The following is a 22,190-nucleotide window of genomic DNA, read 5'->3' on the forward strand; positions in this document are numbered from 1 at the left end:
CCCGCCCCGAGCCCGAAGGAGCCACACCGCCGTGTCCCGATCCACCATCGCCGTCGTCGGCGCCTCGCCCCGCAACTTCTGGACCCAGTGCGCCATCCACAACCTGCGCACGCTGAACCCGGACCTCGACGTCGTCCCGGTGACCCCGACCCACGCCGAGGTCGCCGGTCTGCCCACCGTCCCGGGCGTCGGGGGCCTACCGGAGGCGCCGCGCGCCGCCGTGGTCGCCATCCGGCGGGAAGCCAGCGTCGAGGCCGTCCGCGAACTCACCGAACTGGGAACTCCCGACATCGTGCTGGTCTCCGACGGCTTCGGGGAACGCGGCGATGACCTGGGCCGCCAACTGCACGCCGAGCTCATCGACATCGTCTCCGGCACCGGAACCCGCCTGTGGGGTCCCAACTGCGTCGGTTTCGCCGACTTCCACGAGCGGGTCTGCGCCGTCGCCGAACCGGCCTGGCTCGACGCCGCGGCAGGCCCGGTCTCGATCATCTCGCAGAGCGGCGCCCTGCTGTCCGCGCTGGTCGCGGCGGCCACCGAGGAACACCTGGGCGTGGACTTCTGCGCCTCGACCGGCAACGGCGCGCTGCTCGGAGTCGCCGAGGCGATCTCGCTGGCCATCAGCAGAGCCACCACCGAGGTCATCTGCGTCTACCTGGAAGGCATCTCCACCGAGCAGCTCCCCGTGTTCGTCGACGCCTTCGAACGCGCCCGCGAGGCGGGCAAGCAGATCATCGTGCTGAAGTCCGGGGTGTCCGAACGCGGTGGCCGGGTCGTGCTCTCCCACACCGCCAGCATCTCCGGCAGCGACGCGGTGCTCTCCGAGCTGCTGCGCGAGCACGGCGTGCTGCGCGCCGACGGCATCGACGAACTGATGCGCCTGGCCACGCTGAGCCTGGCCGGCGTCAAACCCGGTCGGCCGCGCGCGGTCTCGATCCTGGGCGGTTCCGGCGGCGCAGCAGCTCTGTGCAGCGACCTGGCCGAACGCCACGGCGTCAACCTCACCGTGTTCGCCGACGAGACCATCGCGCGCATCCGCGAACTCGCCGGGCCCGGTTCGTTCGTCGACAACCCGCTCGACGTCATCGGGGTCAAGCGCCGCGAAGGCGACGAGAGCGTCAACAGCAGGGTCTTCGCCGACCCCAACACCGGACTCGTCCTGATGCCCTGGAGCGTCCAGCTTCCTTCGGACTCACCGGAGCAGGCCGTCCACACCTGGAACTGGGACGACCTGGCGAGGTTGTCGGCGGAGCACGAGATGCCGCTGGTCATCACCTCGATGGCACCGGTCCCGGTCACCGACTGGGTCCGCGACTACCAGGCTCGGCACCCGCACGTCTCGGTGGTGCACAACCTCCGGCTGACCTTCACCGCCCTCGCCAAGCTCTTCCCCGCTCTGCCAGACGACGAGCACACCACCGGCCCCGAGACCAGCGACCGCGTGCTCAGCGAAGCCGACTCCCGCGACCTGGTCGAAGCCGCCGGAACACCCGTGGTGCGCGGCGTCCGAGTCGATCGCGGTGACGACCCGGCAGCCGTGGCCTCCGACCTGCGGCCACCGTTCGCGGTCAAGATCATCGCCCCGATCAGCCACAAGTCCCGCCTCGGCGGCGTGGCACTGGGCATCTGCAGCCCCGACGACCTCCCCGCCACCACGAAGCAGATCGAAGCGAGCGTCACCGCCGCCGGAGTCGACCCCGGCACCATCGACGGCTACCTCGTCGAGGAGATGGTCTTCGGCAAGGAGATCCTCATCGGCCTCAACACCGATCCGGTGCTCGGCAAGCACGTCGTGGTCGGCCTGGGCGGCACGGCCACCGAACTCGCCAACCGCTCCACCACCCGGCGACTCCCGCTGCACCCCGACGACGCCGAACACCTGCTGCGCACAGCCGGAGTCACCGAGCACCCGGCCGCCCGCAAGGCCCTCACCCAGCTCTGCGAAGCCTTCGAGCACGGCGGACTGGCCGACTACGAGACCGTGGAGATCAACCCGCTGATCGTGACCCCAACCGAGTGCTGGGCAGCCGACGCAGTCATCACCCGCTTCGCCTGAAACGATCTTGCAAAGCGGGTCACCGCACGAGGTGGCGCCTCGAGTGCCCGAACGCATGGGACGAAAGCGCCCACTCCGCATACGTGAAAGCGGGGTGGGCGATTCGAACGGTCAGCTGTCGAACCGGCCCGACTTCACGCCGTTGATGAACGCAGCCCATTGCACGCGGGTCGTGCTGAAGTAGCCCTGCTCCCGGTTCTTGGTATCGCGGACCGCGGCACCGTCACCGATGCGACCCACTTCCACGCAGTTGTCAACCTGCGTGCTGCGTGACGACTTCCGCCACCCGGTCGGCGTGAGTTTCGGCGTCATGCGCTCTATTCACCTCAATGTCGATCAGGCGGCGAGCACGACGGTAGGTGGGAGGTCGAACTCGCCGTTGCGAACACCGGCGACGAAGGCCGTCCACTCCCCCGGCGTGTACGACAAGGCGACCTCCGCACCGTGACGCGGGCGAAGCGTGGCCCCGCCGGTGGAGTCGATGTCGATCCAGATCGCACTGTTGGATAACGCTGCGGCACGGCCGGCGGCTTCGTCGAGGAACGTTTGCCAGTGCTTCGCAGGCACGGTGATGGACGGGCCAGTGCCGTGATCCTTGCTGTCGCGGACGTGGACCAGCCCGGTGTCGAAGAAGACCTCGACGCAGTCGTTGCCGTTGGGATGGCTCAGCGAGCTCTTGAACCAGACGCCGACAGGCCCGCCGCGGTGTCCCGTGTTCGAGTTGGTGCTGTTCATCATCATTGCCGCCCCTCGCGCGTTGCACTCATGCCCGGTGGTTAGAGCGTGTCGGCGATTTCCAGCAGGAAGCGGCGTGTCTGCTCCGGCCCTGATGCCGCCGCCTTCTGCTGATCCCACAGCGTCAGGTACCGAGCGGTCCGCTTGGTGTCGTCGACGTACGTTCCACCATCGTGTTGTTCGAGGTAGACGATACTCACCGCTGGCTTGGTGTCGTAACCGAAGATCGAGTAATCGTGGCCTTGCCCCATGTAGTAGCCGGCGCTGAAGGGGACGACCTGGATGTCGATGTTCGGCCGGTCGAGCGCTTCGACGAGCGCCATGATCTGCTCTTTGACGATCTCGGAGGTTCCGGTGATTCGGTGGAGTGCCGCTTCATCGATGACGAACCAGAACTCCTGGTCCGTGTTGTCGAGCACGTGCTGGCGAGCAAGCCGGTCGGCGATGTCGCGGTCGATCTGCTCCTGCCCCAACGAAGGCCGCCACGCCCGAGACAGCGTGTGCATGTAGCGCTCGGTCTGCAGCAGACCGGGGATGACCAGAGCGCGATAGGCGAAAATCCGCTGACAGCTCGGTTCCATGTCGACGAACAGGCGCATGTACTGCCGAAACCTCGAACTGAAGGCACCCCGCTTGGCCCGGCGGTTGCCTTCCGCCTGCAGGTCTCGGGCATAGGCGCTGTCGTCCTCGCTGGCGCCGTAGCGGTCCAACAGCGCATCCAGCTCCATCGCCCGGATGCCGCTGCCTCTCTCGATGTGCGCGATCTTCTGCTGAGTACAACGCAGCACTGACGCCGCATCGTCCTGGGTCAGCCCCGCTTCCACGCGTTGGCGCGCCAGCTCATTACCCAACACGATCTTCATCACTGCTGGTGGCAGCTGCTGTTGAGCCACACCCACCTCCGAACCTGTGCGCGTGCGATCACGCTAGATCAGCATTTCACCCGTTTGTGCATCCACTTAACTTGAGTACACAAGTTATGATCTACCGCATCGCCCAGCCGCAGACCACGAATGCTTGCGAGGTCCTGTCTATGAGTACACAAGTCACGACGGTACTTCATCAGCCACGTGCCGTGATCACTGGATCACAGCAAGTCATGAGACCCCCTGGCAGCTCTGCTGCGGGCTGAGTCGCATCGCCTCTCAACCGCATGGCCCACCAGGCGCGAAGCCCTTCACGCCTTCCAATCCCGATCCGGGATGCACACCCACGACATTGACCGCTCGGGGGATCTATGAGTTATCGCCCGCACCCGTTCACCTGGTGCCCGAGCACTGATGCGCGCCACGCCACAGCCGAGGCAACACCCAACGACGGGGTCCCGTTCGAAACGCTCTGCGGAGAGTCGGTGACCGCCGATCGCAGCGCCGAGGCTTGGTTCTCGCCAACGTGCGCGGCCTGCGACGCCCGCGCGCACCAGATAGCCGGAATTCCCATGCCACCTGCACATTTCGAAACCCGTCGCGATCGCTCGGAGTCCCGGAGATGAACTCCCACGAGGTGATCACCACCCCCTTCGACCAACCGATGACCACCGCGTCTTCGCGCGGAGAGTGACATGACCGCCTTCTACGTCCTGCTCGCACTCCTCGTGGTCATGCCGTGGGCCGCCGTCATCACTGACCTCCAGCTCGTTCGGCAGTGGCGGGCAACGCGCCGTGCGCGGCGCACGACTCGCCAGATCTGGGCGCGACACCCCGAAGCGCGACCGACCTGCACGAACGAGCACCTGCCCGCCCCGGAACCACTTCCCCTCGACCGGGGCGGGCAGGCCATGTCCTCCACAGCCGGAACTCACGAGGCGAGTCGTAGCCGAGATCAAGCACAGCCTTTCTGAACTCCGCGGGTGCACGATCCGCTCTTGACATCCGATGTCGAAGTGGTCGGCTCCCGCGACCGATCAGAGTTGCGGAGCTATCGTTGGGACGGGCCGGATGGCTTGCCCAATCGTCCGTTCCGGCACGACGACGTCTTCTCCGGAACACCAGTTCGGGTGCGAGCATGCACGAACGACACCCCAGGCACCTGACGGCGCTCAGCATGACCGCCGTCAACCTCGCGGCGGTTGCGGTCGTCATTGCTGCTGCCGTCGTGCTGGTGCTCTCGGGCATGCTGGGGACTGCGGCCAGCCAGTTCGTCGCCGACTTGACCGGCGTGCTGGCCGCCGTTGCCGCAGCCACGACCTTCGCCTGGACCGGGTGGCGCCGGACAGGTGATGAGCGACGCTGGCGATGGTTGATGGCTTCGGCACTCGCCTGCTTCGCCACAGCTCATGCGCTGTGGACCTGGTACCGCAGCATCGATCCGATGACCTTCCCGAACGCTGCGAACGCGCTTTATCTCGGACTTCCGCTGTTCTCCTTCCTGGCCCTGCTCGTCCTGACGAAGAAGGATCGGGGTGCGGTTGAAGAGCACGAAGTGGTCCCGTCGCACGTGGTCGTCGTGCTCGACGGACTGATCATCGCGGGAAGTGTATTGGCGCTGAGCTGGAAAATCGCTTACAGCGTGGTTCGGCAAGCCGACACCGCCCGTGCGGGCAGGCTTCTCGTAGTGGCTTCCTACACTCTCGCCGACCTGGTCCTGATCACCATTGTGGTTCTGTTCGCGATCGCGTTGTACGGAACCTTGCGTTTTCCGCTGGTGTGGCTGGTGGCCGGCCTTGTTGCCATTGATGTGTCGGATTCGGTGTACCTCTACACCATCGCCAATTATTCGACACCTCCGCTCGTGGCGGATGTCGGCTACATGGTGGGCCCGGTGCTGCTCCTGCTGGCCGCGCCGTCGCGCAACCGGCGGGTTTCGCACCCGGTTCCGCGGACACCCTTGTTGTTCGTTCCGTACATACCATTCGCCGTCGTGTGCGGATGGACCCTCTTCACGACGATCTCCACCGGTGATCCGCACGTCGGCGAGGTGTACGCGCTCATCGGCGTTGTAGCGCTGGTCGTCGTGCGACAGCTCATCACGCTTCGTCAGCTCTACGCGGCCCGGCGGCAATTGAGCTATCAGGCCAACCACGATCCTCTCACCGGGGCGTCCACGCGGAACGTTCTGCTGCTCCGCCTCGACAAGGCCATGTCCCAGGACCAGCAGCCTCGGCGCCTTGGCCTCCTCTACGCCGACTTGGATCACTTCAAAGAAGTCAACGACGTCCTGGGGCACGAGGCGGGAGATACCGTGCTGCGCACGGTCGTAGCTCGCGTTCGCGCCTGCATTCGGCGGACGGACACGCTCGCACGCATGGGCGGCGATGAATTCGTGATCCTTCTCGACCCCGCCCCTGAGAACCCTCAAGAGTTCAGCAGGCGAATTCAGGAGGCATTCGACGGGCCTGTCCGCCTGAACGACTCCTCCTGCGCGGTCAGCGCGAGCCTGGGGTACGTGGGATTGAACAACAACGACAGCCCGGACCAGGCTCTCGCTCGCGCTGATGAGGCCATGTACCAGGCAAAGGCCGCTGGGCGCAATGGAATGAGAATCGACCCTTGAACGCGGTGACGCTCCCTCCACGCACCGAGCGATGCGACCGAGCCGCCGCGGGTCCGGCCGCGCCGATTTAGATCGCCGGAGGCTCTCGACGACCCCGCAGATGCGGCGATTGACCGGATTTAAGTGGAACTCGGGGTTCCGATTTCCACTGAGATCGCGCAGCCCGGATGAGCACCCGCCACCGAACGGAAGGAAGCCCCGGGCGGCCACTTTTCGGGAATACCGCGCTCATCCCCGTGCCGAAGCCCGCGAGCCGCCTCCGTCGCCACGCATCGTGCGGATTCGCCGAGCCGACGTCAAGCCCCTGGCATCCCTTCCGGACTCCTGATCGCCGATTGATATATCAATCTCAGATCCCAATTGATCTATATTTACGCAGGTCAAAGCGTTGATTCGCGCTGATCAAAGCGTGCTTCGGGCCGTTGTCGCCCTTGACAAGGCCATCGAGCGAGGCAAGGCTGTTGCATTCAGCGAGCCATGTTCCCCATTGCGCAACAAACGAGAGTTCGGCGTGAGCCGCGGCGGCACAGCCAGTGCTGACGAGGCGGATACGTCCACGGCCGGATGCGAGCCGAGGGCGCAAAGCGCGAGATCGGCCCGTCAAGCGGCCTTTCTCGGCCTTTCCAACGCCAGTTTCGCCTGACCGGCCCCAATGGCCTTTCAGGAACCCGTCGTTGAAAGGAGGCGGCACCGCGCCAGGTGCCGAACACCATGTCAGCGGAAGTTCCAACGGAAAAACGCACAACGCATTCCTCTTCCACAGTCGTCGCCCCATCACTGGTCAAGCGCGCGGTCACCGCGGCAGCGGTCGGCAACGTCACCGAGTGGTTCGACTTCGGAGTCTTCGCCTACATGGCGATCACCATCGGCAAGGTCTTCTACCCCGATTCGAGCCCGACCGCGCAGCTGCTGGCGACCTTCGGCACCTTCGCAGCGGCCTTCCTCGTACGGCCGCTGGGCGGGATGTTCTTCGGACTGCTGGGCGATCGGATCGGACGAACCCGCGTTCTGTCCACGACGATGATCCTGATGGCGGTCGGCACCTTCTGCATCGGGATCATCCCCAGCTACAGCGCGATCGGCATCGCCGCGCCGATGCTGTTGCTGATCGCCCGGCTCGTGCAGGGCTTCTCCACCGGTGGCGAGTACGGCGGAGCGATGACGTTCATCGCCGAATACGCACCTGACAGGCGCCGTGGCTTCCTGGGCAGTTGGCTGGAGTTCGGCACTCTGGTCGGCTACATCCTGGGCGCGGTCGTCGTCATGGTCCTCCACGCGACGCTGTCCGAAGCAGATCTGCTGTCGTGGGGATGGCGAATCCCGTTCCTGATCTCCGGACCGCTGGGAATCGTGGGCCTGTACCTGCGCATGAAGTTGGAGGAGACCCCCGCATTCGCGAAGCTCGTCGAAGAAGCCGACCAGAAGGAGCAGCACGCCAAGAAGGCGATCCGAACGATCTTCGCGCAGCACTGGCCGGCCATGCTGCAGTGCGGTGGGCTGGTCCTGGTTTTCAACGTCACCAACTACATGCTGACCTCCTACATGCCCACCTACCTCTCCGACGTGCTGCCACCGAGCATCGGCGAGACCGAGTCCTACCTGCTGCAGATCGCTGTCATGGGCATCATGCTGATCGTCATCACCTCCATCGGGCGATTGTCGGACCGCATCGGCCGCAAGCCCGTGGTTCTCAGCGGATGCATCGCCCTGGCGGTGCTCTCGGTTCCCTCGGTGCTGCTCATCCAGCAGAACACCACCGGCACCGTCTTCACCGGCCTCCTGCTCATGGGCCTCATGCTCGTGATGTTCAGTGCCACCATGCCATCGACCCTGCCTGCCCTGTTCCCGACCGGCGTGCGTCAGGGAGCGCTGTCCATCTCCTTCAACACCTCCGTGTCCCTGTTCGGCGGCACCGTCGCCTCGGCCATGACCGCACTGATCGCCACCACCGGTGACGTCATGTGGCCCGCCTGGTACCTCATGGGGGCCGGCGCCATCGGCGCGATCTCGGTGTGGTTCACCAAGGAGTCCGCCAACCAACCACTTCCGGGATCCCCCGCCGCGGTCGAAGAACCGGCTGAGAGATCCGAGAGGTACTGACGAATCCCGGCCCTGTCACCACCGCGACGAGGTGCCTCGCTCCGCGCGAGGCACCTCGTCGATCGCCGGGGTTCAGCACACGTCCACGTCCGGAAAACCGGATCAGCGCGCCCGAATTCCATTGGAATCCAGCACTTTCCCCGGCGGTCATCCACCTGGTGCGATCATCTGGGGCCTATCGCGACGGTCTCTCGATCCCGGACGAGGAGGCTCGCGCGTGACTGCGGCGACGGAGGATCTCAGCTTTGACGAGCAACTCACGATGCTCCGCGTCCGCATCGGAGCTCCACGTGATCCCACCGCCAGTGCCGTACTGAACTCGGCCGGCTTCCCGATCGACGACCGCCGTGCGAATGGCGACGTTGAACCGCGCTCTCACCGATGCGGACGGCGGTGCGAACCAGCCGACGGCGCCGCAGTACACCCCACGCGGATCGGCCTCGACCTCGCGGATGAGGCGCATCGTGCTGACCTTCGGTGCACCGGTGACCGAGCCGCAGGGGAACAGGGCCCGGAAGAGCTCGCGCAGACCAGCATCAGGACGCAGCCGCGCGGTCACGTCCGAGGTGAGCTGGAGGACGGTGGGATACCGCTCCACCGCCAACAACGACGGCACCCTGACGCTGCCCGGCACCGCGACCCGCGCGACGTCGTTGCGCATCAAGTCAACGATCATCACGTTCTCAGCCCGTTCTTTCGCGCTTCCGCGCAACGCGCGTTCCAGGGCCAGATCTTCCTCCTGATCGCGGCCGCGGGGCGCGGTTCCCTTCATGGGCCGCAACAACACCTCGTCGCTTCGCAGCTCGAAGAACAACTCCGGGCTCGCACTGGCGATCGCGAACCGCCCGAGGTCGAGATACGCGTTGTACGCACCGCATTGGGCAGTCGCCAGGTCCCGGTACAACCCAGCCGGGTCACCGGCGAACCTGCCGCGCATCCGCACCGTGAGGTTCGTCTGGTAGGTTTCCCCCGCCGCGATCCTCTCACGAACCCGATCCACCAGGGCCCGATGCTCCACCGGCGACCGGTGTGGCTCCCATCCGACGTCGAAGCCACCCGCCTCGACACGATCGCACACCGCAGGGATCGGTGTTGGCGGCCCGGTGATGCCAAACCAGGCCAGCGGCAACCCTTCCTGCGCAGGGTGGACCGCGAGATCGGGATCCAGTCCTGCCGCGGCCTCGTACGCCAGAAACCCAAAGACCCACCGGCCGTTCGACGTCGCCCGGTCCACCAGGTCGAGAACCGGCGCCACCTCCTCCGGCCGGTGCGCGATCAGCACACCGGACGGTGCCGGGAACCGAAGCGCGGTGCCCGCGCGGAGATCGTCGAAACGAGCGGTCATGGGAAGACGACCGCGCTGTGGCCGTTGAGCGGCACGCGACGCTCGCAGTGCCAGCGCAGCGCGCGGGACAGCGCTTCCGCGTCACGTCCCACGGTTTGCAGCGCGCGGGGGTGGTGGGTGTGGTCGATCGGATGACCTCCTGCTCGATGATCGGCCTCTCGTCCAGGTCTGAGGTGACGTAGTGCGCGGTGGCGCCGACCAGCTTCACACCGCGGTAGGCCTGGTGGTAGGGCTTGGCGCCCTTGAACCCCGGTAGGAAGGAGTGGTGGATGTTGATGGCGCGGCCGTGCAGGGCCTTGCTCGTCTCGTCGGAGAGGATTCGCCTGTAGCGCGCCGGGAACAGTTAATATATCAGTATCGTTACAAAAGATACATCAATGGTTGGGATGTATGGACCAGCGGATTCCCGCCCCTACGATGTCTTTCGTGACCACCGCCCCGCACGAGCTCGAACCAGCCCCCACCTCGATGGCCGAACGCGCGTACGCCGCCATCCAGGACCAGCTGATCATGCTGGACATCCCGCCGATGTCGCCCATCGACGACCTGGCCCTGAGCGAAGCCCTCGGCATCGGCCGCACGCCCGTCCGCGAGGCGCTCAAGCGACTCGAAGTCGACCGGCTGGTGGTCTCCTACCCGCGCCGCGGCACCTTCGCCTCCGGTGTCGACATCACCGACCTCGCCTCCATCTCCGACATCCGCGTGCACCTCGAGCCGCTGGCCGCCCGCCGCGCCTCCGAGAACGCTTCGGAGGTCATGCGCGCCGAGCTGACCGAGCTGGCCGAGGTCATTCAGGACGACGACGTCGTGCTGAAGTCCCGCCCTGAGCTGATGCAGTGGGATCTGCGGGTGCACCGCTCGATCTACCGCGCCGCCGGCAACCCCCACCTGGAAGACACCCTGGTGCGGTACAACAACCTCGCCACGCGGATCTTCTGCGTGTTCTTGGATCGGGTCACCCATTTCGACCGGCACGTCGACGAGCACGTCGGCCTGCTGCGAGCAGTCGCAGACGGTGAGAGCCGGGAAGCCGAGAAGATCGCCGAAGAGCACGTCGCCGGATTCGAGAAGGCGATCCGGGCGATCATGTGACCGCCCGGCACCGCCCACTCATCCCTCGACGGCGTCGAGCACCTTGAGCACGTCGACCGTGGCCGCCACGTCGTGCACCCTGAGCACCTTCGCCCCGCGCTGCGCCGCCAGCACGGCGGCGGCGACCGACGCCGCCTCCCGGTCCCCGACCGGCCGTGCGGTGATCTGGCCGAGCATCGCCTTGCGGGACAGACCGGCCATCACAGGTGCGTCGAGCTCGGTGAACGAACTCAGCGAGCGCAACAAGGCCAGGTTGTGCTCGAGGGTCTTGCCGAACCCGAACCCCGGGTCGATCACGATGTGCTCGCGCGGGATCCCCGCGCTCACGCACGCATCGATCCGCTCCCGGAGGAACGCGGCCACGTCGACGAGCACGTGGTCGTAGCTCGGATCGTGCTGCATCAGGTTCGGTGGCCTGAGCATGTGCGACAGGCACACGGGCACGCCCAGATCCGACGTCATCTCCAGCGCACCGGGATGGCGGAGCGCACGCACGTCGTTGATCAACGTTGCACCCGCGGCCACGGCTTCCCGCATCACCTCCGGTCGTGAAGTGTCGACCGACAGCGGAACGTCCGTCTGCGCTGCCAGCTTCTCGACGACCCCCACCACGCGGTCGAGCTCCTCAGCAACACTGGGCGGGCACGCACCCGGCCGAGTGGATTCACCGCCGATGTCGAGGATGTCGGCACCCTCTTCGACCAAGCGGAGCCCTCGCCACACGGCAGCGCCGCTGTGCCAGTAGGCGCCGCCGTCGGAGAACGAATCCGGTGTGACGTTGAGGATCCCGCACACCAACGTGCGCGGACCGCGGAGCAGCCGCAGCAACTCCTCGACACCAGCCGCAGGCGCCCTCGGAGCCGCGGTGGTGGCGGGCGGGCCTGTCATGGTCGGCTCCGCGAAGCCGACTCGATCGTGTGCCGGAGCAGCAGCGCCGTCGTCACCGGCCCCACTCCGCCGGGAACCGGAGTCAACCCGGCCACCGAGCCCGCCACGTCCGCCTCGTCGACGTCGCCGGTCAAACCGCCGTCGGCCGTCGGATTGGTTCCCACATCGATCACGACAGCACCGGCGTCGACGTGCTCAGCGCCGATCAAGCCGGCGCGTCCGACGGCCACCACCAGGACCTCAGCGGGGCGGGTGTGCGCGGCGAGATCACGAGTGTGGCGGTGGCACACGGTCACCGTCGCATCGCGCTGCAGCAGCAGTTGCGCTGCCGGCTTGCCGACCACGCTGGAGCGTCCGACGACAACGGCCCGACGGCCTGCCAGCGGAACCGCGTAGTGGTCCAGCAATTCCATCACCGCTGCGGCGGTGGCCGGCACGAACGCGGGCATGCCGGCGCTGAGTCGCCCCAGCGACACCGGATTGGCACCGTCGACGTCCTTGTCCGGGACGATCGAAGCCGCCAGGTCTTCGACGGACGCTCCGCCGGGCAGCGGGGTCTGCAGCATGATTCCGTGCACTGACGCGTCCTCGCTCAGCTCGGTGAGCCGGCCGCGGATCTCATCGGGTGTCGCTTCGGAGCCGAGATCGACGATGTCGCACCGGATTCCCGTCTTGGACGCGGCCTTGGCGATCGAGCGGACGTACCAGGCGGTGGATTCGTCGTCGGTGGCCACGACGACCGCCAAGCGCGGCGGTGTGCCGGCTCTCGCGAGTGTCTCCGCTGCCGCTGTCACCCCGGCACGGATCTCCTTGGCCAGGGCCGCGCCGCTGAGCACTGCCGTGGCCGGTTCATCGGAAACGAGTTGTCCTGTCATCGTCCGATTACCTCCCGTACGGCGGCGGTGACCTTGTCCGCGCGCGTGGTGATGTCGTCGACTTCGGCGATGGAGGTGATCAGCTCGGTGCGCTCCTCGGCCCCGCTGATCCCGTTGAGGTTGACCTCCACGTTCACCCGCGCGGTGGTCGCCGCCGCGCGGGCGGCTTCCGCAGCAGCAGCGATATCGCTGATCACGTTGCGATTTCCGATCGGCAGCAGCTCTTCGGCCAAGCCGACGACCTGCTTGGCAACGGCAACCACCCTCGCTGGAACCCGGCCGGCCTCGACCAGGGCAGCCGCGATCGCACGCGACCGGGCCTCCTTCTGCTCGTCGGTGGAGCGCGGGAGCGCGTAGGCCGCACCGACCGCGCCGAAGGCGGAGGCGTCGTCTTCGGCCAACGTCAGCGCGAGCTCGCGGAGCTGATCGGTGTCGTTCCGCACCGCCGTGATCGTCGCGGCGTGTTCGGAGTACTTCTCGCCATCGCTGTAGCGGGCGACCATCGCGACCAGCGCGGCGGCCTGAGCAGCGTGCAACCCGGCGCTCGCCCCACCTCCCGGGGCTGCTACCCGGTCTGAGAGCGAGCCCAGAAAACGTTCGAGGGTTTCCATGCGCATGGCATCGGTCCTTCTTCTGTGCGGGCTGGGAATGTGATCGCAGGACTCGTGCGGCAGTCCGGTTGCGCTTCCGGGACCGACGAGGGATGGGGTGGGGTGCGCGGCCACCGACCCTTTTCAGACCGCGCACCCCAGCTCGGGGTCAACGGCGAATGCGGGTCATCTCCGGATCGACCAGCGGCTCGACGGCGACGGTGGCGCGCACCTTCCGGTCGAAGTACTGGATTTCCACCGAAGTCCCCGGCGTGGCCGATGCGGGCAGCCATGCGTACGCGATCGGCTTGCCGATGGTGTGGCCGAAGGCCGCCGACGTCACATAGCCGGCAGGCGCGCCGTCGACGAAGACGGGTTCGCTGCCGAGCACCACGCTGCGGCCATCGTCGATGGCCAGGCACGAAAGGCGTCGGGTGACGGTGTCAGCGCTGAGGCCGGCGACCGCGTCGTAGCCCACGTAGTCGGTCTTCTTCTTGTTCAAGGCGAACCCGAGACCGGCCTCGTAGGGGTTGTGCTCGGTGGTCATGTCACCGCCCCACGACCGGTATCCCTTCTCGAGGCGGAGGCTGTTGAACGCCGCACGTCCCGCGGCGATGACGCCCAGCGGCCGTCCGGCCTCCCACAGCGAGTCCCAGAGCCGCTGTCCGTACTCGGCGCTGGTGTAGATCTCCCAGCCGAGCTCACCCACGTAGGACAGCCGCATCGCGGTGACCGGGAGACCGGCGATGTGCGCGTGCTTGAGGCGGAAGTACTTCAGCGCCTCGTGGGAGAAGTCGTCACCGCTCAAGGACTGCACCAGGTCCCGGGCCAGCGGACCCCACACACCGATGCAGCACGTACCGCCGGTGATGTCGCGGATCTGGACGCTGCCGTCGTCCGGGGCCTCGCGCAGGAAGTGGTCCATGTCCAGGTTGCTGTTGGCCCCGACCTGGAACAGCTGCTCACCCAGCCTGGCCACGGTGACATCGGAACGAACACCGCCGGCCTCGTCGAGCATCAGGGCGTAGGTCACCGAGCCGACCGACTTGTCCATCTTGCCGGTGGTCAGGCGCTGCAGGAACGCCACAGCCCCAGAGCCGCTGACCTCGATGCGCTTGAGCGAGGTCATGTCGTACATGGCGACCGCCGTGCGGGTCTTCCACGCCTCGGCCGCCGCGATCGGCGAGTGGAACATCGCCGACCAGGCATCGCGCGACAGCGGCTGCCACTCGGTCGGCAGCTCGGTCACCAGGCGCGCGTTGGCCTCGTACCAGTGCGGCCGTTCCCAACCGTGCGATTCCAGGAAGAACGCGCCCAGTTCCTTCTGCCGCGCGTGGAACGGACTCACCCGCAGGTCCCGCGGTGAGAACCTCGGCTGCAACGGGTGCCGGACGTCGTAGATCTCCACGAAGTTCTGCTGCGAGGTCTCGTCGACGTAGGCATCGGTGGTTTGAATCTCGTCGAACCTGTTGACATCGCAGCCGTGGAGCTCGGTCTCACTGCGGCCGTGCACCAGCAGCTGGGCGACGGCGCGGGCGATACCGGCGGAGTGGGTCACCCACACCGCTTCGGCGACCCAGAACCCGGCGACGTCCGGCGACTCGCCGACCAGCGGACCGCCGTCGGGCGTGAAGGAGAAGACGCCGTTGAACCCGGAGTCGATCTTCGCCTTCCGCAACGACGGGAGCAGCTCCTTGCTGTGCTCCCACGCGGCGGCGAAGTCCTCCTCGGTGAACGGCAGCATCGAGGGCATCGCCGCCTCGCTGAGGTCGTCGCCGTCGACCTCGGGCAGCTCCGACAGCTGCGCCGGCATCGGGCGGTGGGCGTAGCTGCCGATGCCGAGGCAGTCGTGGTACTCCCGGAAGTAGAGATCGCGGTCCTGGTGGCGCAGCGCCGGCAGACTCGCCTCGGTCTGCTCGTCGTTGCGCCCGACCAACTCCGCGATCTGCCCGGTGCGGGCGAACTGGTGGGCCAGCGGGAGCAGCGGCACCTTCATGCCGACCAGCTCGCCGACGGCCTTGCCCCAGAAACCGGCGCAGGAGACCACGACGTCCGCGGCGATCTCCTCGCCGCCGTCCGTGCGCACTCCGGCGACGCGGCCGCTGCGCTGCACGACCTCGGTCACACGGGTCGAACCGCGGAAGACCGCTCCACGCGCCTCAGCGCGGCCGATGAGGGCAGCGACGGCTCGGGGCGACTTGGCCAGTCCGTCCGTGGGCGTGTGGAGACCGCCGAGCACGCGCTCGCGGTCCAGAAGCGGGTGCAGCTCCGCGCACCGCTCCGGCCCGACGACCTCGCCGGGAACGCCCCAGGACGTCGCCCAGCCGTGCTTGCGGTGCAGGTCGGCGAGCCGTTGGGGGGTGGTCGCGACTTCGAGTCCACCGACCTGGTTGAAGCACCGGGCGCCGTCCACCTCGATGCTGCTGAACTTCTCGACCGTGTAAGTCGCGAACTCGGTCATGGTCTTGGAGGGGCTGGTCTGGAAGACGACGCCGGGTGCGTGCGAGGTCGAGCCACCGGTGAGCGGCAGCGGTCCCTGGTCGAGGACGGTGACCTCGGTCCAGCCGCGCTCGGTGAGCTCGTCGGCGAGATTGGCGCCGACGATCCCGGCGCCGATGATGACGACACGAGGGGTGGTGCTCATGGCGGGGGGCGCTCCTTAACTGGGGTCTGGCGTGACCGCGCGGAGGATGCTCTGGGGTGGGATGTCGGCCGTGCCCACGGTCACGGCCGACCTCGTGCTACTCGGTGGTGCGCAATTCCTCGGCCGTGTCGAGGAGCCAGTCCGCGAGATAACCCGCGAACGACGGCCGGACGAAGAGCCGGAAGTCATCACCGTCGCCCAGGGCGAGGATCAGCACCCCGGCCTGCCCGATGCTGGTCTGCGCGCTCGAGCCCTTCGGGAACGCGGCGGGTCGCAGGTCCAGCGAGCACCCGAACGAGAGCAGTTCGCGCGCCTGTCCACCGCTCACGCGGATCGCGGTGCGCTGCGCGGACACGTCCACGGCCGCGCCACCGTGCGCGGACACGACCCTGATGAGCGAGCCCTCCAGTTCGTGCGGCCGGAAGACCTTGCTCGTCACGAGCCATTCGTCCGGACCCAGCCAGACGATCTGCCCCTCACGAGTGGAGCTCCAGGTGTTGGGTTTGACCGGGAGCGCCGAACCCAACGCGTGCTCGACGGCTGCGGAACCGGGACCGGCGGGATCGATGCGCAGATCCACCGCGGACACGAGTTCCTCGGGTTTGACCGCCAGGCCGTCGATCGACCAGGTCAGCGCGGCCAGGGCGTGCTTCCAGTCTTCCAGGGGGTGCGTAGCGCGAAGCGCATTAGCCATCTCGGCGCGCTCCTTCCGGGTCCACGAGCACGGTTTCGCCGATCTCCGCCTCGACGAGCGCACCGTCCACCGGGACGTGCACCAGATCGCCGACGCGGCCGCGGCCGTTCTTCACCAGCGCCAGCGCGAACGGCCGGCCGAGCTCGGCGCTGTGATAGCTGGACGTGACATGTCCGAGCATCGGGACCGGCGGCTCGGGAAGAGTCCCGTCCGCTCGGAATTCCACGATCTGCGAGCCCTCGCGCAACTTGGTGCGCCGATCCGTCGGGAGCAGCGAGACGAGTTGCTTCCGCATTGGATTCAGGTTCTCGGCGCGTGAGAACGAGCGCTTGCCGATGAAGTCTTCCTTCTTCTTCGACACCACCCAGTTCATGCCCAGGTCGTGCGGGGCGACCGTGCCGTCGGTGTCCTGCCCGATGATCGGGTAGCCCTTCTCGGCGCGCAGCACGTGCATCGTCTCGGTGCCGTACGGCGTGATGCCGTGGCGCTTGCCCGCCCCCAGCAGCCGCTTCCACAGCGAAAGTCCGTACCAGGAGTTGACGTTGACCTCGTACGCCAGCTCGCCGGAGAACGAGATCCGGGCGACTCGGACGGGAACGCCGTCGAGATTCGTGTCCTTCCACGACATGAACGGGAACGCGTCGTTCGACACGTCCAGGTCGCGGAACACCTCGCCGAGCACCTCACGCGAACGCGGCCCGACGACCGGGAAGACCGCCCACTGCTCGGTGACCGACGCGAGGTGCACCTGCAGCTCGGGCCATTCCGTCTGGAGCCATTCCTCCATCCAGTCCAAGACCTTCGCCGCTCCGCCGGTGGTCGTGGTGACCAGGAAGCGGTTCTCCGCGATGCGCAGGACCGTGCCGTCGTCGATGATCATGCCGTCGTTGCCGCACATGACGCCGTAGCGCACCCGGCCGACCTTGAGGGTGCTCATCATGTTCGTGTAGATCCGGTCCAGGAAGGCACCTGAATCCGGCCCTTGGACATCGATCTTGCCCAGCGTGGATCCGTCGAGGATGCCGACGCCTGACCGGGTTGCCGCGCACTCCCGCAGCACCGCGGTGTCCATGTCCTCGCCGGGCTCCGGGTAGTAGCGGGCTCGCTTCCACTGACCCACGTCTTCGAACACCGCACCGGCGTCGACGTGCCAAGGATGCACCGCGGTGATCCGCTCGGGGTCGAACAGGCCGCCGCGTTCGCGCCCGGCCAGGGCCGCGAAGGCAACCGGCGTGTACGGCGGCCGGAACGTCGTGGTGCCCAGGTCCTCGATCGGACGGCCCAGCAGTTCGGCGGTGATGCCGGAGGCGATCACGCCCGAGGTCTTGCCCTGGTCATGCGCCGTGCCGATGGTGGTGTAGCGCTTGACGTGCTCCACCGAGTGCAACCCGGCGCCGACCGCGCGGGCGATGTCGCTCACCGTGGCGTCGCGCTGGACGTCGACGAACTGCTGGGCCGCGTCCCCATCGGTCCGCCAGATCACCTTCGTCGGTGTGCGCGGCGGCTCCGCATCGACCGCCGGCGCCTCCGCACCTGCTCCGGCCCGCACGACGCCGTCCAGGTCGAGGGTGCCGTTGGCCGCACCGATCACCGTGATGCCGGGCAGGCTTCCGGCCGGCCGGAACGAACCGAGCGCGGCGTCGTAGGTCAGCGCGCCCTTGACGTGGCTGAACAGGTGCACCGCCGGGTTCCAACCACCCGAGACGAGCAGCAGGTCAGCGGGAATTCGCACCTCGCCACCAGGGTTGCGCGCGACCACCGCGCCGACGTGTTCCTCGCCTTCCGCACGGATGACCACTGTGGACGCGGAAACCTCGACACCACTCGCCGCCGCGCGCTCCGCCCAGCCCGGCGGCAGTTCATCCCGGGCGTCGAGGACCGTCACGGCCGCACCGGCGGCGGAGAGGTCGATCGCCGCGGAGTAGGCGGCGTCATCGCTGGTGAACACGACGACCTGCCGCCCTGCGAGGACGCCGTAGCGGTGCAGGTAGTCCCGGGCCGCCGATGCGAGCATGATTCCCGGGAGGTCGTTGTTGTCGAACACGATCGGACGCTCGTGAGCACCGGCTGCGACGACGACCTTCAGCGCGCGGATCCGATGCACGCGTTGACGGCTGCGGTTCGACGGAGCTGCCGAACCGGGGTGATCGGTGCGGCGCTCCAGCGCGAGCACGAACCCGTCGTCGTACTGGCCGAACGCCGTGGTGCGCTGCAGGTGCAGGACCTCCGGGTTCGCGGTCAGCTCGTCGACGACCTCCGCCACGAACTCCAGCGCCGACCGCCCACCGATCCGCTCAGCACCGGTCAGACTGCCACCTGCGGTGGCGCGATCGTCGACCAGGACGACGCTCTCCTCGGCGCGGGCGGCGCTGCGCGCGGCGAGCAGCCCGGCCGGGCCCGCGCCGATCACGAGGGTGTCGACGTGGGTGTGCTTGCGGTCGTAGCGGGCGGGATCGGGACGCTCGGCCAGACGCCCCTGCCCGTTGACGCCGCGAGCCACGAGGCCGTCGGTGAGCTCGACCGCGGCAGCCTGCAGCATCGGTTCCGGGAAGGGCGCCTCGATCTGCACCAGGCCCGTGGCGTCCTCGGTCCACGCTGCTCCGATACCGCGCGGCCGTCCCAGCTTCACGCTGGTGCCGACGTGGTGGACGTCGTTGGCCAGCAGGGCGGAGGCCAAGGTGTCGCCCGGGTGGCCGGTGTAGGAGCGCCCGTCGAAGGTGAAGGTGAGCGTGCGACCGCGGTCGATGCGGCCATACCCGTCGACCCGGCTCATGCCCGCACCTCCGGCTTCGTCGATTCCACGCCGGCAACGCCGGGCACCGGTTCACCGACTCGGTAGATGGCCAGGAACTCGTACGTGCGCGTGTCCCGGACGGCGTTGAACCAGCGTCGGCAGCCCGTGCTGTGGCACCACCGCTCGGGGAACGGCCCCTTGTCGTTGTCGCGGTAGAACACGAACTCGGCCCATTCCCGGTCCGACAGATCAGCAGGGCTCTGCGGGTAGGGGAGATCGGCCTGGCCGCCGTAGTGGAACTCGACCTCCTCGCGGGGGCCGCACCAAGGGCAGTGGATCAGTTGCATGGCTAGCAGTCCTCGGTTTCAGTGGGCGACGGCAGCAGCGCCGTGTTCGTCGACGAGCGCTCCGGTCGTGAAGCGGTCGAGGCTGAACGGCGCGATGTGCGGATGCGGTTCGCCGTGAGCGATGGTGTGCGCGTAGCACGTCCCGAGCCCCGGCGTGACCTTGAACCCTCCGGTCCCCCAGCCGGAGTTGACGTAGACGTTCTCGAACGGTGTGCGCCCGACGATCGGGCTCGCGTCCGGGGTGACGTCGACGACTCCCGCCCAGCTGCGCAGCAGGTGTGCGCGGGCGAAGACCGGGAACAGTTCCACGGCAGCGGCCATCTGCCGCTCGATGATGTGGAACGCGCCGCGCTGCCCGTAGCCGTTGTAGGAGTCCACGCCTGCGCCCATCACCAGCTCGCCCTTGTGCGCCTGGGAGACGTACACGTGCACGGCGTTGGACATCACGATCGTCGGGTGCACCGGCTCCAGCAGCTCCGACACCAGCGCCTGCAACGGGTGCGACTGCAAGGGAGCGCGAACGCCGAGCTTGTCCAGCAGCACGGAGGTGTGCCCGGAGGAGCACAGCGCGACGGTCCCGCAGGCGATGTCACCGCGACTGGTGCGCACGCCGGTCACCCGTTCGCCGTCCACGGTGAACCCGGTGACCTCGCAGTCCTGGATCAGGTCGATCCCGGCCTCGTCCGCACTCCGGGCGAACCCCCAAGCGACGTAGTCGTGCTTGGCGATCCCCGCCCGGGGCTGGTAGGTCGCGCCCTGCACCGGGTAGCGGATGTCGCCGGAGACGTTGACGATCGGGCAGACCTGCTTGACCTCGTCCGGGCTCAGCCACTCCGCGTCGATACCGTTGAGCTTGTTGGCCTCGACCCGGCGCACCGAATCCCGGATGTCCTGCTCGGTGTGGGCGAGGTTGAGCACACCGCGCTGGGAGAACAGGATCGGGTAGCCGAGTTCGTCCTCGAGCCCTTCCCACAGCTTCAAGGCGTGCTCGTAGATCGCGGCCGATTCGTCCCACAGGTAGTTGGAGCGGATCAGCGTGGTGTTGCGGGCCATGTTGCCGCCCGCGAGCCAACCCTTCTCCAGCACGGCGACGTTGGTGATGCCGTGGTTCTTCGCCAGGTAGTGCGCGGTCGCCAGACCGTGCCCGCCGCCACCGATGATGACCACGTCGTAGGACTTCTTCGGCTCCGGGTTGCGCCAGAGGAAATCAGGGTGTTCGGGCAGATCCGCGCCGGGAGGCGTGGAGTTCGTGTTCATGCCTGCAGCTCCGGGTACAGAGGACGGCTCTGGGCGAGTTTCGCGACGCGCTCGGTGAGGGCGTCGAGACCGGCTTGCGGTGTCTCGGGACGCAGCGTCAGCGCGATGATGTCCGCGACCTCGCGGAAGTCCTCGTCGTCGAAGCCACGCGCGGCCAGCGCGGGAGTTCCGATGCGGACGCCCGAGGAGACCATCGGCGGTCGCGGATCGAACGGAACCGCGTTGCGGTTCACCGTGATGCCCACCTGGTGCAGCCGATCTTCGGCTTGCTTCCCGTCCATCTCGGAATCGCGGAGATCGACCAGCACCAGGTGGACGTCGGTTCCACCGGACACCACGCCGACGCTCTCCTCCAGCGACAGACGGTCGGCCAGGATTCTCGCCCCGGCCAGGGTGCGCTCCTGCCGCTCGCGGAAGGCGGCCTCGCCGGCGAGCTTGAACGCCACCGCCTTGCCCGCGATCACGTGCTCGAGCGGACCGCCTTGCAGCCCCGGGAAGACGCTGGAGTTCAGCTTCTTCGCCAAGCTCCCCTCAGCGAGCACCACACCGCCTCGCGGTCCTCCCAACGTCTTGTGGGTGGTCGAGGTGACCACGTGCGCGTGCGGCACGGGTGACGGGTGCAGACCGGCTGCCACCAGTCCGGCGAAGTGGGCCATGTCCACCATCAGGTAGGCACCGACCTCGTCGGCGATCCGCCGGAACTCCGCGAAGTCCAGGTGCCGCGGATAGGCCGACCAGCCCGCGATGATCAGCTTGGGCCGCCGTTCCTTCGCCAGCCGCTCCACCTCGTCCATGTCCACCAGGTGGTCGTCCTCGCGCACGTGGTACGAAGCGGCGTCGAAGTACTTCCCCGAGAACGTCAAGCGCATTCCGTGCGTCAGGTGCCCGCCGTGCGCGAGGTCCAGGCCGAGGAAGGTGTCGCCCGGATCCAGCAACGCGGCCATCACCGCGGAGTTCGCCTGAGCTCCGGAGTGCGGCTGCACATTCGCGTAGTCGGCTCCGAAAAGCGCTTTGACCCGGTCGATGGCCAGCTGCTCGATCTCGTCGACGTTCTCGCAACCACCGTAGTAGCGACGCCCCGGATACCCCTCGGCGTACTTGTTGGTCAGCACCGAGCCCTGGGCCTGCATCACGCTCAGCGGCGCGAAGTTCTCGCTCGCGATCATCTCCAACGTGTCGCGCTGCCGAGCCAATTCCCGGTTGACGGCCGCATGGACCTCCGGGTCCGTCTCCGCCAAGGGAAGACCGAGCGCGTTCTCGACGCTCGCCACCCCGTGACGATCAACCGTTGCGGACATGCGGCCACCTCCTGGTGTATCTATGTTTCGTAATTGATATATC

The 22,190-nt window shown here is 67.5% G+C and carries 19 protein-coding genes and 1 pseudogene; 6 read left to right on the top strand and 14 right to left on the bottom strand.

All coding sequences use genetic code 11. The features are described 5' to 3' along the window. Positions 1 to 31: 31 nt before the first annotated feature. Entirely contained in the window at positions 32 to 2,056 is a 2,025-nt protein-coding gene (locus AB0J78_RS07120; RefSeq protein WP_363787749.1) for an acetate--CoA ligase family protein, read from the top strand. Positions 2,057 to 2,167: 111 nt separating this feature from the next. On the opposite strand, the gene AB0J78_RS07125 is transcribed toward AB0J78_RS07120, so the two are convergent. From AB0J78_RS07125 to AB0J78_RS07135, 3 genes are read right to left on the bottom strand one after another with little or no spacing between them, the layout of a single operon-like run. Further along, complete coding sequence (locus AB0J78_RS07125; RefSeq protein WP_363787750.1) at positions 2,168 to 2,368, bottom strand: DUF397 domain-containing protein; 201 nt, start codon at positions 2,366 to 2,368, stop codon at positions 2,168 to 2,170. A gap of 24 nt (positions 2,369 to 2,392) precedes the next feature. Further along, positions 2,393 to 2,791 carry a DUF397 domain-containing protein gene (locus AB0J78_RS07130; protein ID WP_363787751.1) on the bottom strand — a complete coding sequence of 133 codons (399 nt, stop codon included), beginning with the start codon at positions 2,789 to 2,791 and terminating at the stop codon, positions 2,393 to 2,395. A 41-nt stretch (positions 2,792 to 2,832) separates the two neighbouring features. Next, positions 2,833 to 3,684, bottom strand: a complete 852-nt coding sequence (locus AB0J78_RS07135) for a helix-turn-helix transcriptional regulator (RefSeq protein WP_363787752.1) — start codon at positions 3,682 to 3,684, stop codon at positions 2,833 to 2,835. Positions 3,685 to 4,028: 344 nt separating this feature from the next. Here AB0J78_RS07135 and AB0J78_RS07140 point away from each other — a divergent pair, with 344 nt between their 5' ends. The 4 genes from AB0J78_RS07140 to AB0J78_RS07155 all read left to right on the top strand — a co-directional run bounded on the left by AB0J78_RS07140 (position 4,029) and on the right by AB0J78_RS07155 (position 8,383). Beyond that, positions 4,029 to 4,283 carry a zinc finger protein gene (locus tag AB0J78_RS07140; RefSeq protein WP_363787753.1) on the top strand — a complete coding sequence of 85 codons (255 nt, stop codon included), beginning with the start codon at positions 4,029 to 4,031 and terminating at the stop codon, positions 4,281 to 4,283. Between the two features lie 69 nt (positions 4,284 to 4,352). Next, on the top strand, positions 4,353 to 4,631 hold the full coding sequence (locus AB0J78_RS07145) for a hypothetical protein (RefSeq protein WP_363787754.1): 279 nt from the start codon (positions 4,353 to 4,355) through the stop codon (positions 4,629 to 4,631). Positions 4,632 to 4,834: 203 nt separating this feature from the next. Next, entirely contained in the window at positions 4,835 to 6,283 is a 1,449-nt protein-coding gene (locus tag AB0J78_RS07150) for a GGDEF domain-containing protein (protein ID WP_363787755.1), read from the top strand. 711 nt (positions 6,284 to 6,994) lie between these two features. Beyond that, complete coding sequence (locus AB0J78_RS07155; RefSeq protein WP_363787756.1) at positions 6,995 to 8,383, top strand: MFS transporter; 1,389 nt, start codon at positions 6,995 to 6,997, stop codon at positions 8,381 to 8,383. 175 nt (positions 8,384 to 8,558) lie between these two features. Here the strand turns inward: AB0J78_RS07155 and pabB are convergent, their stop codons facing one another. Then, a complete protein-coding gene (gene pabB, locus AB0J78_RS07160; protein WP_363787757.1) occupies positions 8,559 to 9,728 on the bottom strand; it encodes an aminodeoxychorismate synthase component I in 1,170 nt (389 codons plus the stop codon). Further along, positions 9,725 to 10,062: pseudogene (locus AB0J78_RS07165) on the bottom strand (formyltransferase family protein); the annotation flags it as partial. The gene pabB and the pseudogene AB0J78_RS07165, both read right to left, overlap by 4 nt. Positions 10,063 to 10,145: 83 nt before the next feature. Here AB0J78_RS07165 and AB0J78_RS07170 point away from each other — a divergent pair. Further along, positions 10,146 to 10,820 (top strand): GntR family transcriptional regulator, encoded by a 675-nt coding sequence (locus AB0J78_RS07170; protein WP_363787758.1) that lies wholly within the window; start codon positions 10,146 to 10,148, stop codon positions 10,818 to 10,820. Positions 10,821 to 10,838: 18 nt separating this feature from the next. On the opposite strand, the gene folP is transcribed toward AB0J78_RS07170, so the two are convergent. The 9 genes from folP to glyA all read right to left on the bottom strand — a co-directional run bounded on the left by folP (position 10,839) and on the right by glyA (position 22,147). Next, the gene (folP, locus tag AB0J78_RS07175) at positions 10,839 to 11,708 is read right to left on the bottom strand and encodes a dihydropteroate synthase (RefSeq protein ID WP_363787759.1); all 870 of its coding nucleotides are present in this window, start codon (positions 11,706 to 11,708) and stop codon (positions 10,839 to 10,841) included. Beyond that, the gene (locus AB0J78_RS07180; RefSeq protein WP_363787760.1) at positions 11,705 to 12,583 is read right to left on the bottom strand and encodes a bifunctional 5,10-methylenetetrahydrofolate dehydrogenase/5,10-methenyltetrahydrofolate cyclohydrolase; all 879 of its coding nucleotides are present in this window, start codon (positions 12,581 to 12,583) and stop codon (positions 11,705 to 11,707) included. The genes folP and AB0J78_RS07180 overlap by 4 nt, the downstream gene beginning before the upstream one ends. Beyond that, positions 12,580 to 13,200 carry a cyclodeaminase/cyclohydrolase family protein gene (locus AB0J78_RS07185; protein ID WP_363787761.1) on the bottom strand — a complete coding sequence of 207 codons (621 nt, stop codon included), beginning with the start codon at positions 13,198 to 13,200 and terminating at the stop codon, positions 12,580 to 12,582. The genes AB0J78_RS07180 and AB0J78_RS07185 overlap by 4 nt, the downstream gene beginning before the upstream one ends. A 142-nt stretch (positions 13,201 to 13,342) precedes the next feature. After that, complete coding sequence (locus AB0J78_RS07190; protein ID WP_363787762.1) at positions 13,343 to 15,817, bottom strand: FAD-dependent oxidoreductase; 2,475 nt, start codon at positions 15,815 to 15,817, stop codon at positions 13,343 to 13,345. Positions 15,818 to 15,914: 97 nt separating this feature from the next. After that, positions 15,915 to 16,511, bottom strand: coding sequence for a sarcosine oxidase subunit gamma family protein (locus AB0J78_RS07195; RefSeq protein WP_363787764.1), 597 nt, complete (start codon positions 16,509 to 16,511; stop codon positions 15,915 to 15,917). Beyond that, complete coding sequence (locus AB0J78_RS07200; protein WP_363787765.1) at positions 16,504 to 19,284, bottom strand: 2Fe-2S iron-sulfur cluster-binding protein; 2,781 nt, start codon at positions 19,282 to 19,284, stop codon at positions 16,504 to 16,506. The genes AB0J78_RS07195 and AB0J78_RS07200 overlap by 8 nt, the downstream gene beginning before the upstream one ends. Further along, the gene (locus AB0J78_RS07205; RefSeq protein ID WP_363787766.1) at positions 19,281 to 19,592 is read right to left on the bottom strand and encodes a sarcosine oxidase subunit delta; all 312 of its coding nucleotides are present in this window, start codon (positions 19,590 to 19,592) and stop codon (positions 19,281 to 19,283) included. Before AB0J78_RS07205 ends, AB0J78_RS07200 begins: the two co-directional genes overlap by 4 nt. An 18-nt stretch (positions 19,593 to 19,610) precedes the next feature. Then, entirely contained in the window at positions 19,611 to 20,849 is a 1,239-nt protein-coding gene (locus AB0J78_RS07210) for a sarcosine oxidase subunit beta family protein (RefSeq protein WP_363787767.1), read from the bottom strand. After that, complete coding sequence (gene glyA, locus AB0J78_RS07215) at positions 20,846 to 22,147, bottom strand: serine hydroxymethyltransferase (RefSeq protein ID WP_363787768.1); 1,302 nt, start codon at positions 22,145 to 22,147, stop codon at positions 20,846 to 20,848. The genes AB0J78_RS07210 and glyA overlap by 4 nt, the downstream gene beginning before the upstream one ends. Positions 22,148 to 22,190 lie beyond the last annotated feature (43 nt).

It is taken from the genome of Saccharopolyspora sp. NPDC049426, from assembly GCF_040676935.1.
GTDB lineage: Bacteria > Actinomycetota > Actinomycetes > Mycobacteriales > Pseudonocardiaceae > Saccharopolyspora.

Coding starts and splice junctions, on each gene's coding strand:
- AB0J78_RS07125 (WP_363787750.1), bottom strand. CDS start 2,368: ATGACGCCGAAACTCACGCCGACCGGGTGGCGGAAGTCGTCACGCAGC.
- AB0J78_RS07130 (WP_363787751.1), bottom strand. CDS start 2,791: ATGAACAGCACCAACTCGAACACGGGACACCGCGGCGGGCCTGTCGGC.
- AB0J78_RS07140 (WP_363787753.1), top strand. CDS start 4,029: ATGAGTTATCGCCCGCACCCGTTCACCTGGTGCCCGAGCACTGATGCG.
- AB0J78_RS07145 (WP_363787754.1), top strand. CDS start 4,353: ATGACCGCCTTCTACGTCCTGCTCGCACTCCTCGTGGTCATGCCGTGG.
- AB0J78_RS07150 (WP_363787755.1), top strand. CDS start 4,835: ATGACCGCCGTCAACCTCGCGGCGGTTGCGGTCGTCATTGCTGCTGCC.
- AB0J78_RS07155 (WP_363787756.1), top strand. CDS start 6,995: ATGTCAGCGGAAGTTCCAACGGAAAAACGCACAACGCATTCCTCTTCC.
- pabB (WP_363787757.1), bottom strand. CDS start 9,728: ATGACCGCTCGTTTCGACGATCTCCGCGCGGGCACCGCGCTTCGGTTC.
- AB0J78_RS07170 (WP_363787758.1), top strand. CDS start 10,146: ATGTCTTTCGTGACCACCGCCCCGCACGAGCTCGAACCAGCCCCCACC.
- folP (WP_363787759.1), bottom strand. CDS start 11,708: ATGACAGGCCCGCCCGCCACCACCGCGGCTCCGAGGGCGCCTGCGGCT.
- AB0J78_RS07180 (WP_363787760.1), bottom strand. CDS start 12,583: ATGACAGGACAACTCGTTTCCGATGAACCGGCCACGGCAGTGCTCAGC.
- AB0J78_RS07185 (WP_363787761.1), bottom strand. CDS start 13,200: ATGCGCATGGAAACCCTCGAACGTTTTCTGGGCTCGCTCTCAGACCGG.
- AB0J78_RS07190 (WP_363787762.1), bottom strand. CDS start 15,817: ATGAGCACCACCCCTCGTGTCGTCATCATCGGCGCCGGGATCGTCGGC.
- AB0J78_RS07195 (WP_363787764.1), bottom strand. CDS start 16,511: ATGGCTAATGCGCTTCGCGCTACGCACCCCCTGGAAGACTGGAAGCAC.
- AB0J78_RS07200 (WP_363787765.1), bottom strand. CDS start 19,284: ATGAGCCGGGTCGACGGGTATGGCCGCATCGACCGCGGTCGCACGCTC.
- AB0J78_RS07205 (WP_363787766.1), bottom strand. CDS start 19,592: ATGCAACTGATCCACTGCCCTTGGTGCGGCCCCCGCGAGGAGGTCGAG.
- AB0J78_RS07210 (WP_363787767.1), bottom strand. CDS start 20,849: ATGAACACGAACTCCACGCCTCCCGGCGCGGATCTGCCCGAACACCCT.
- glyA (WP_363787768.1), bottom strand. CDS start 22,147: ATGTCCGCAACGGTTGATCGTCACGGGGTGGCGAGCGTCGAGAACGCG.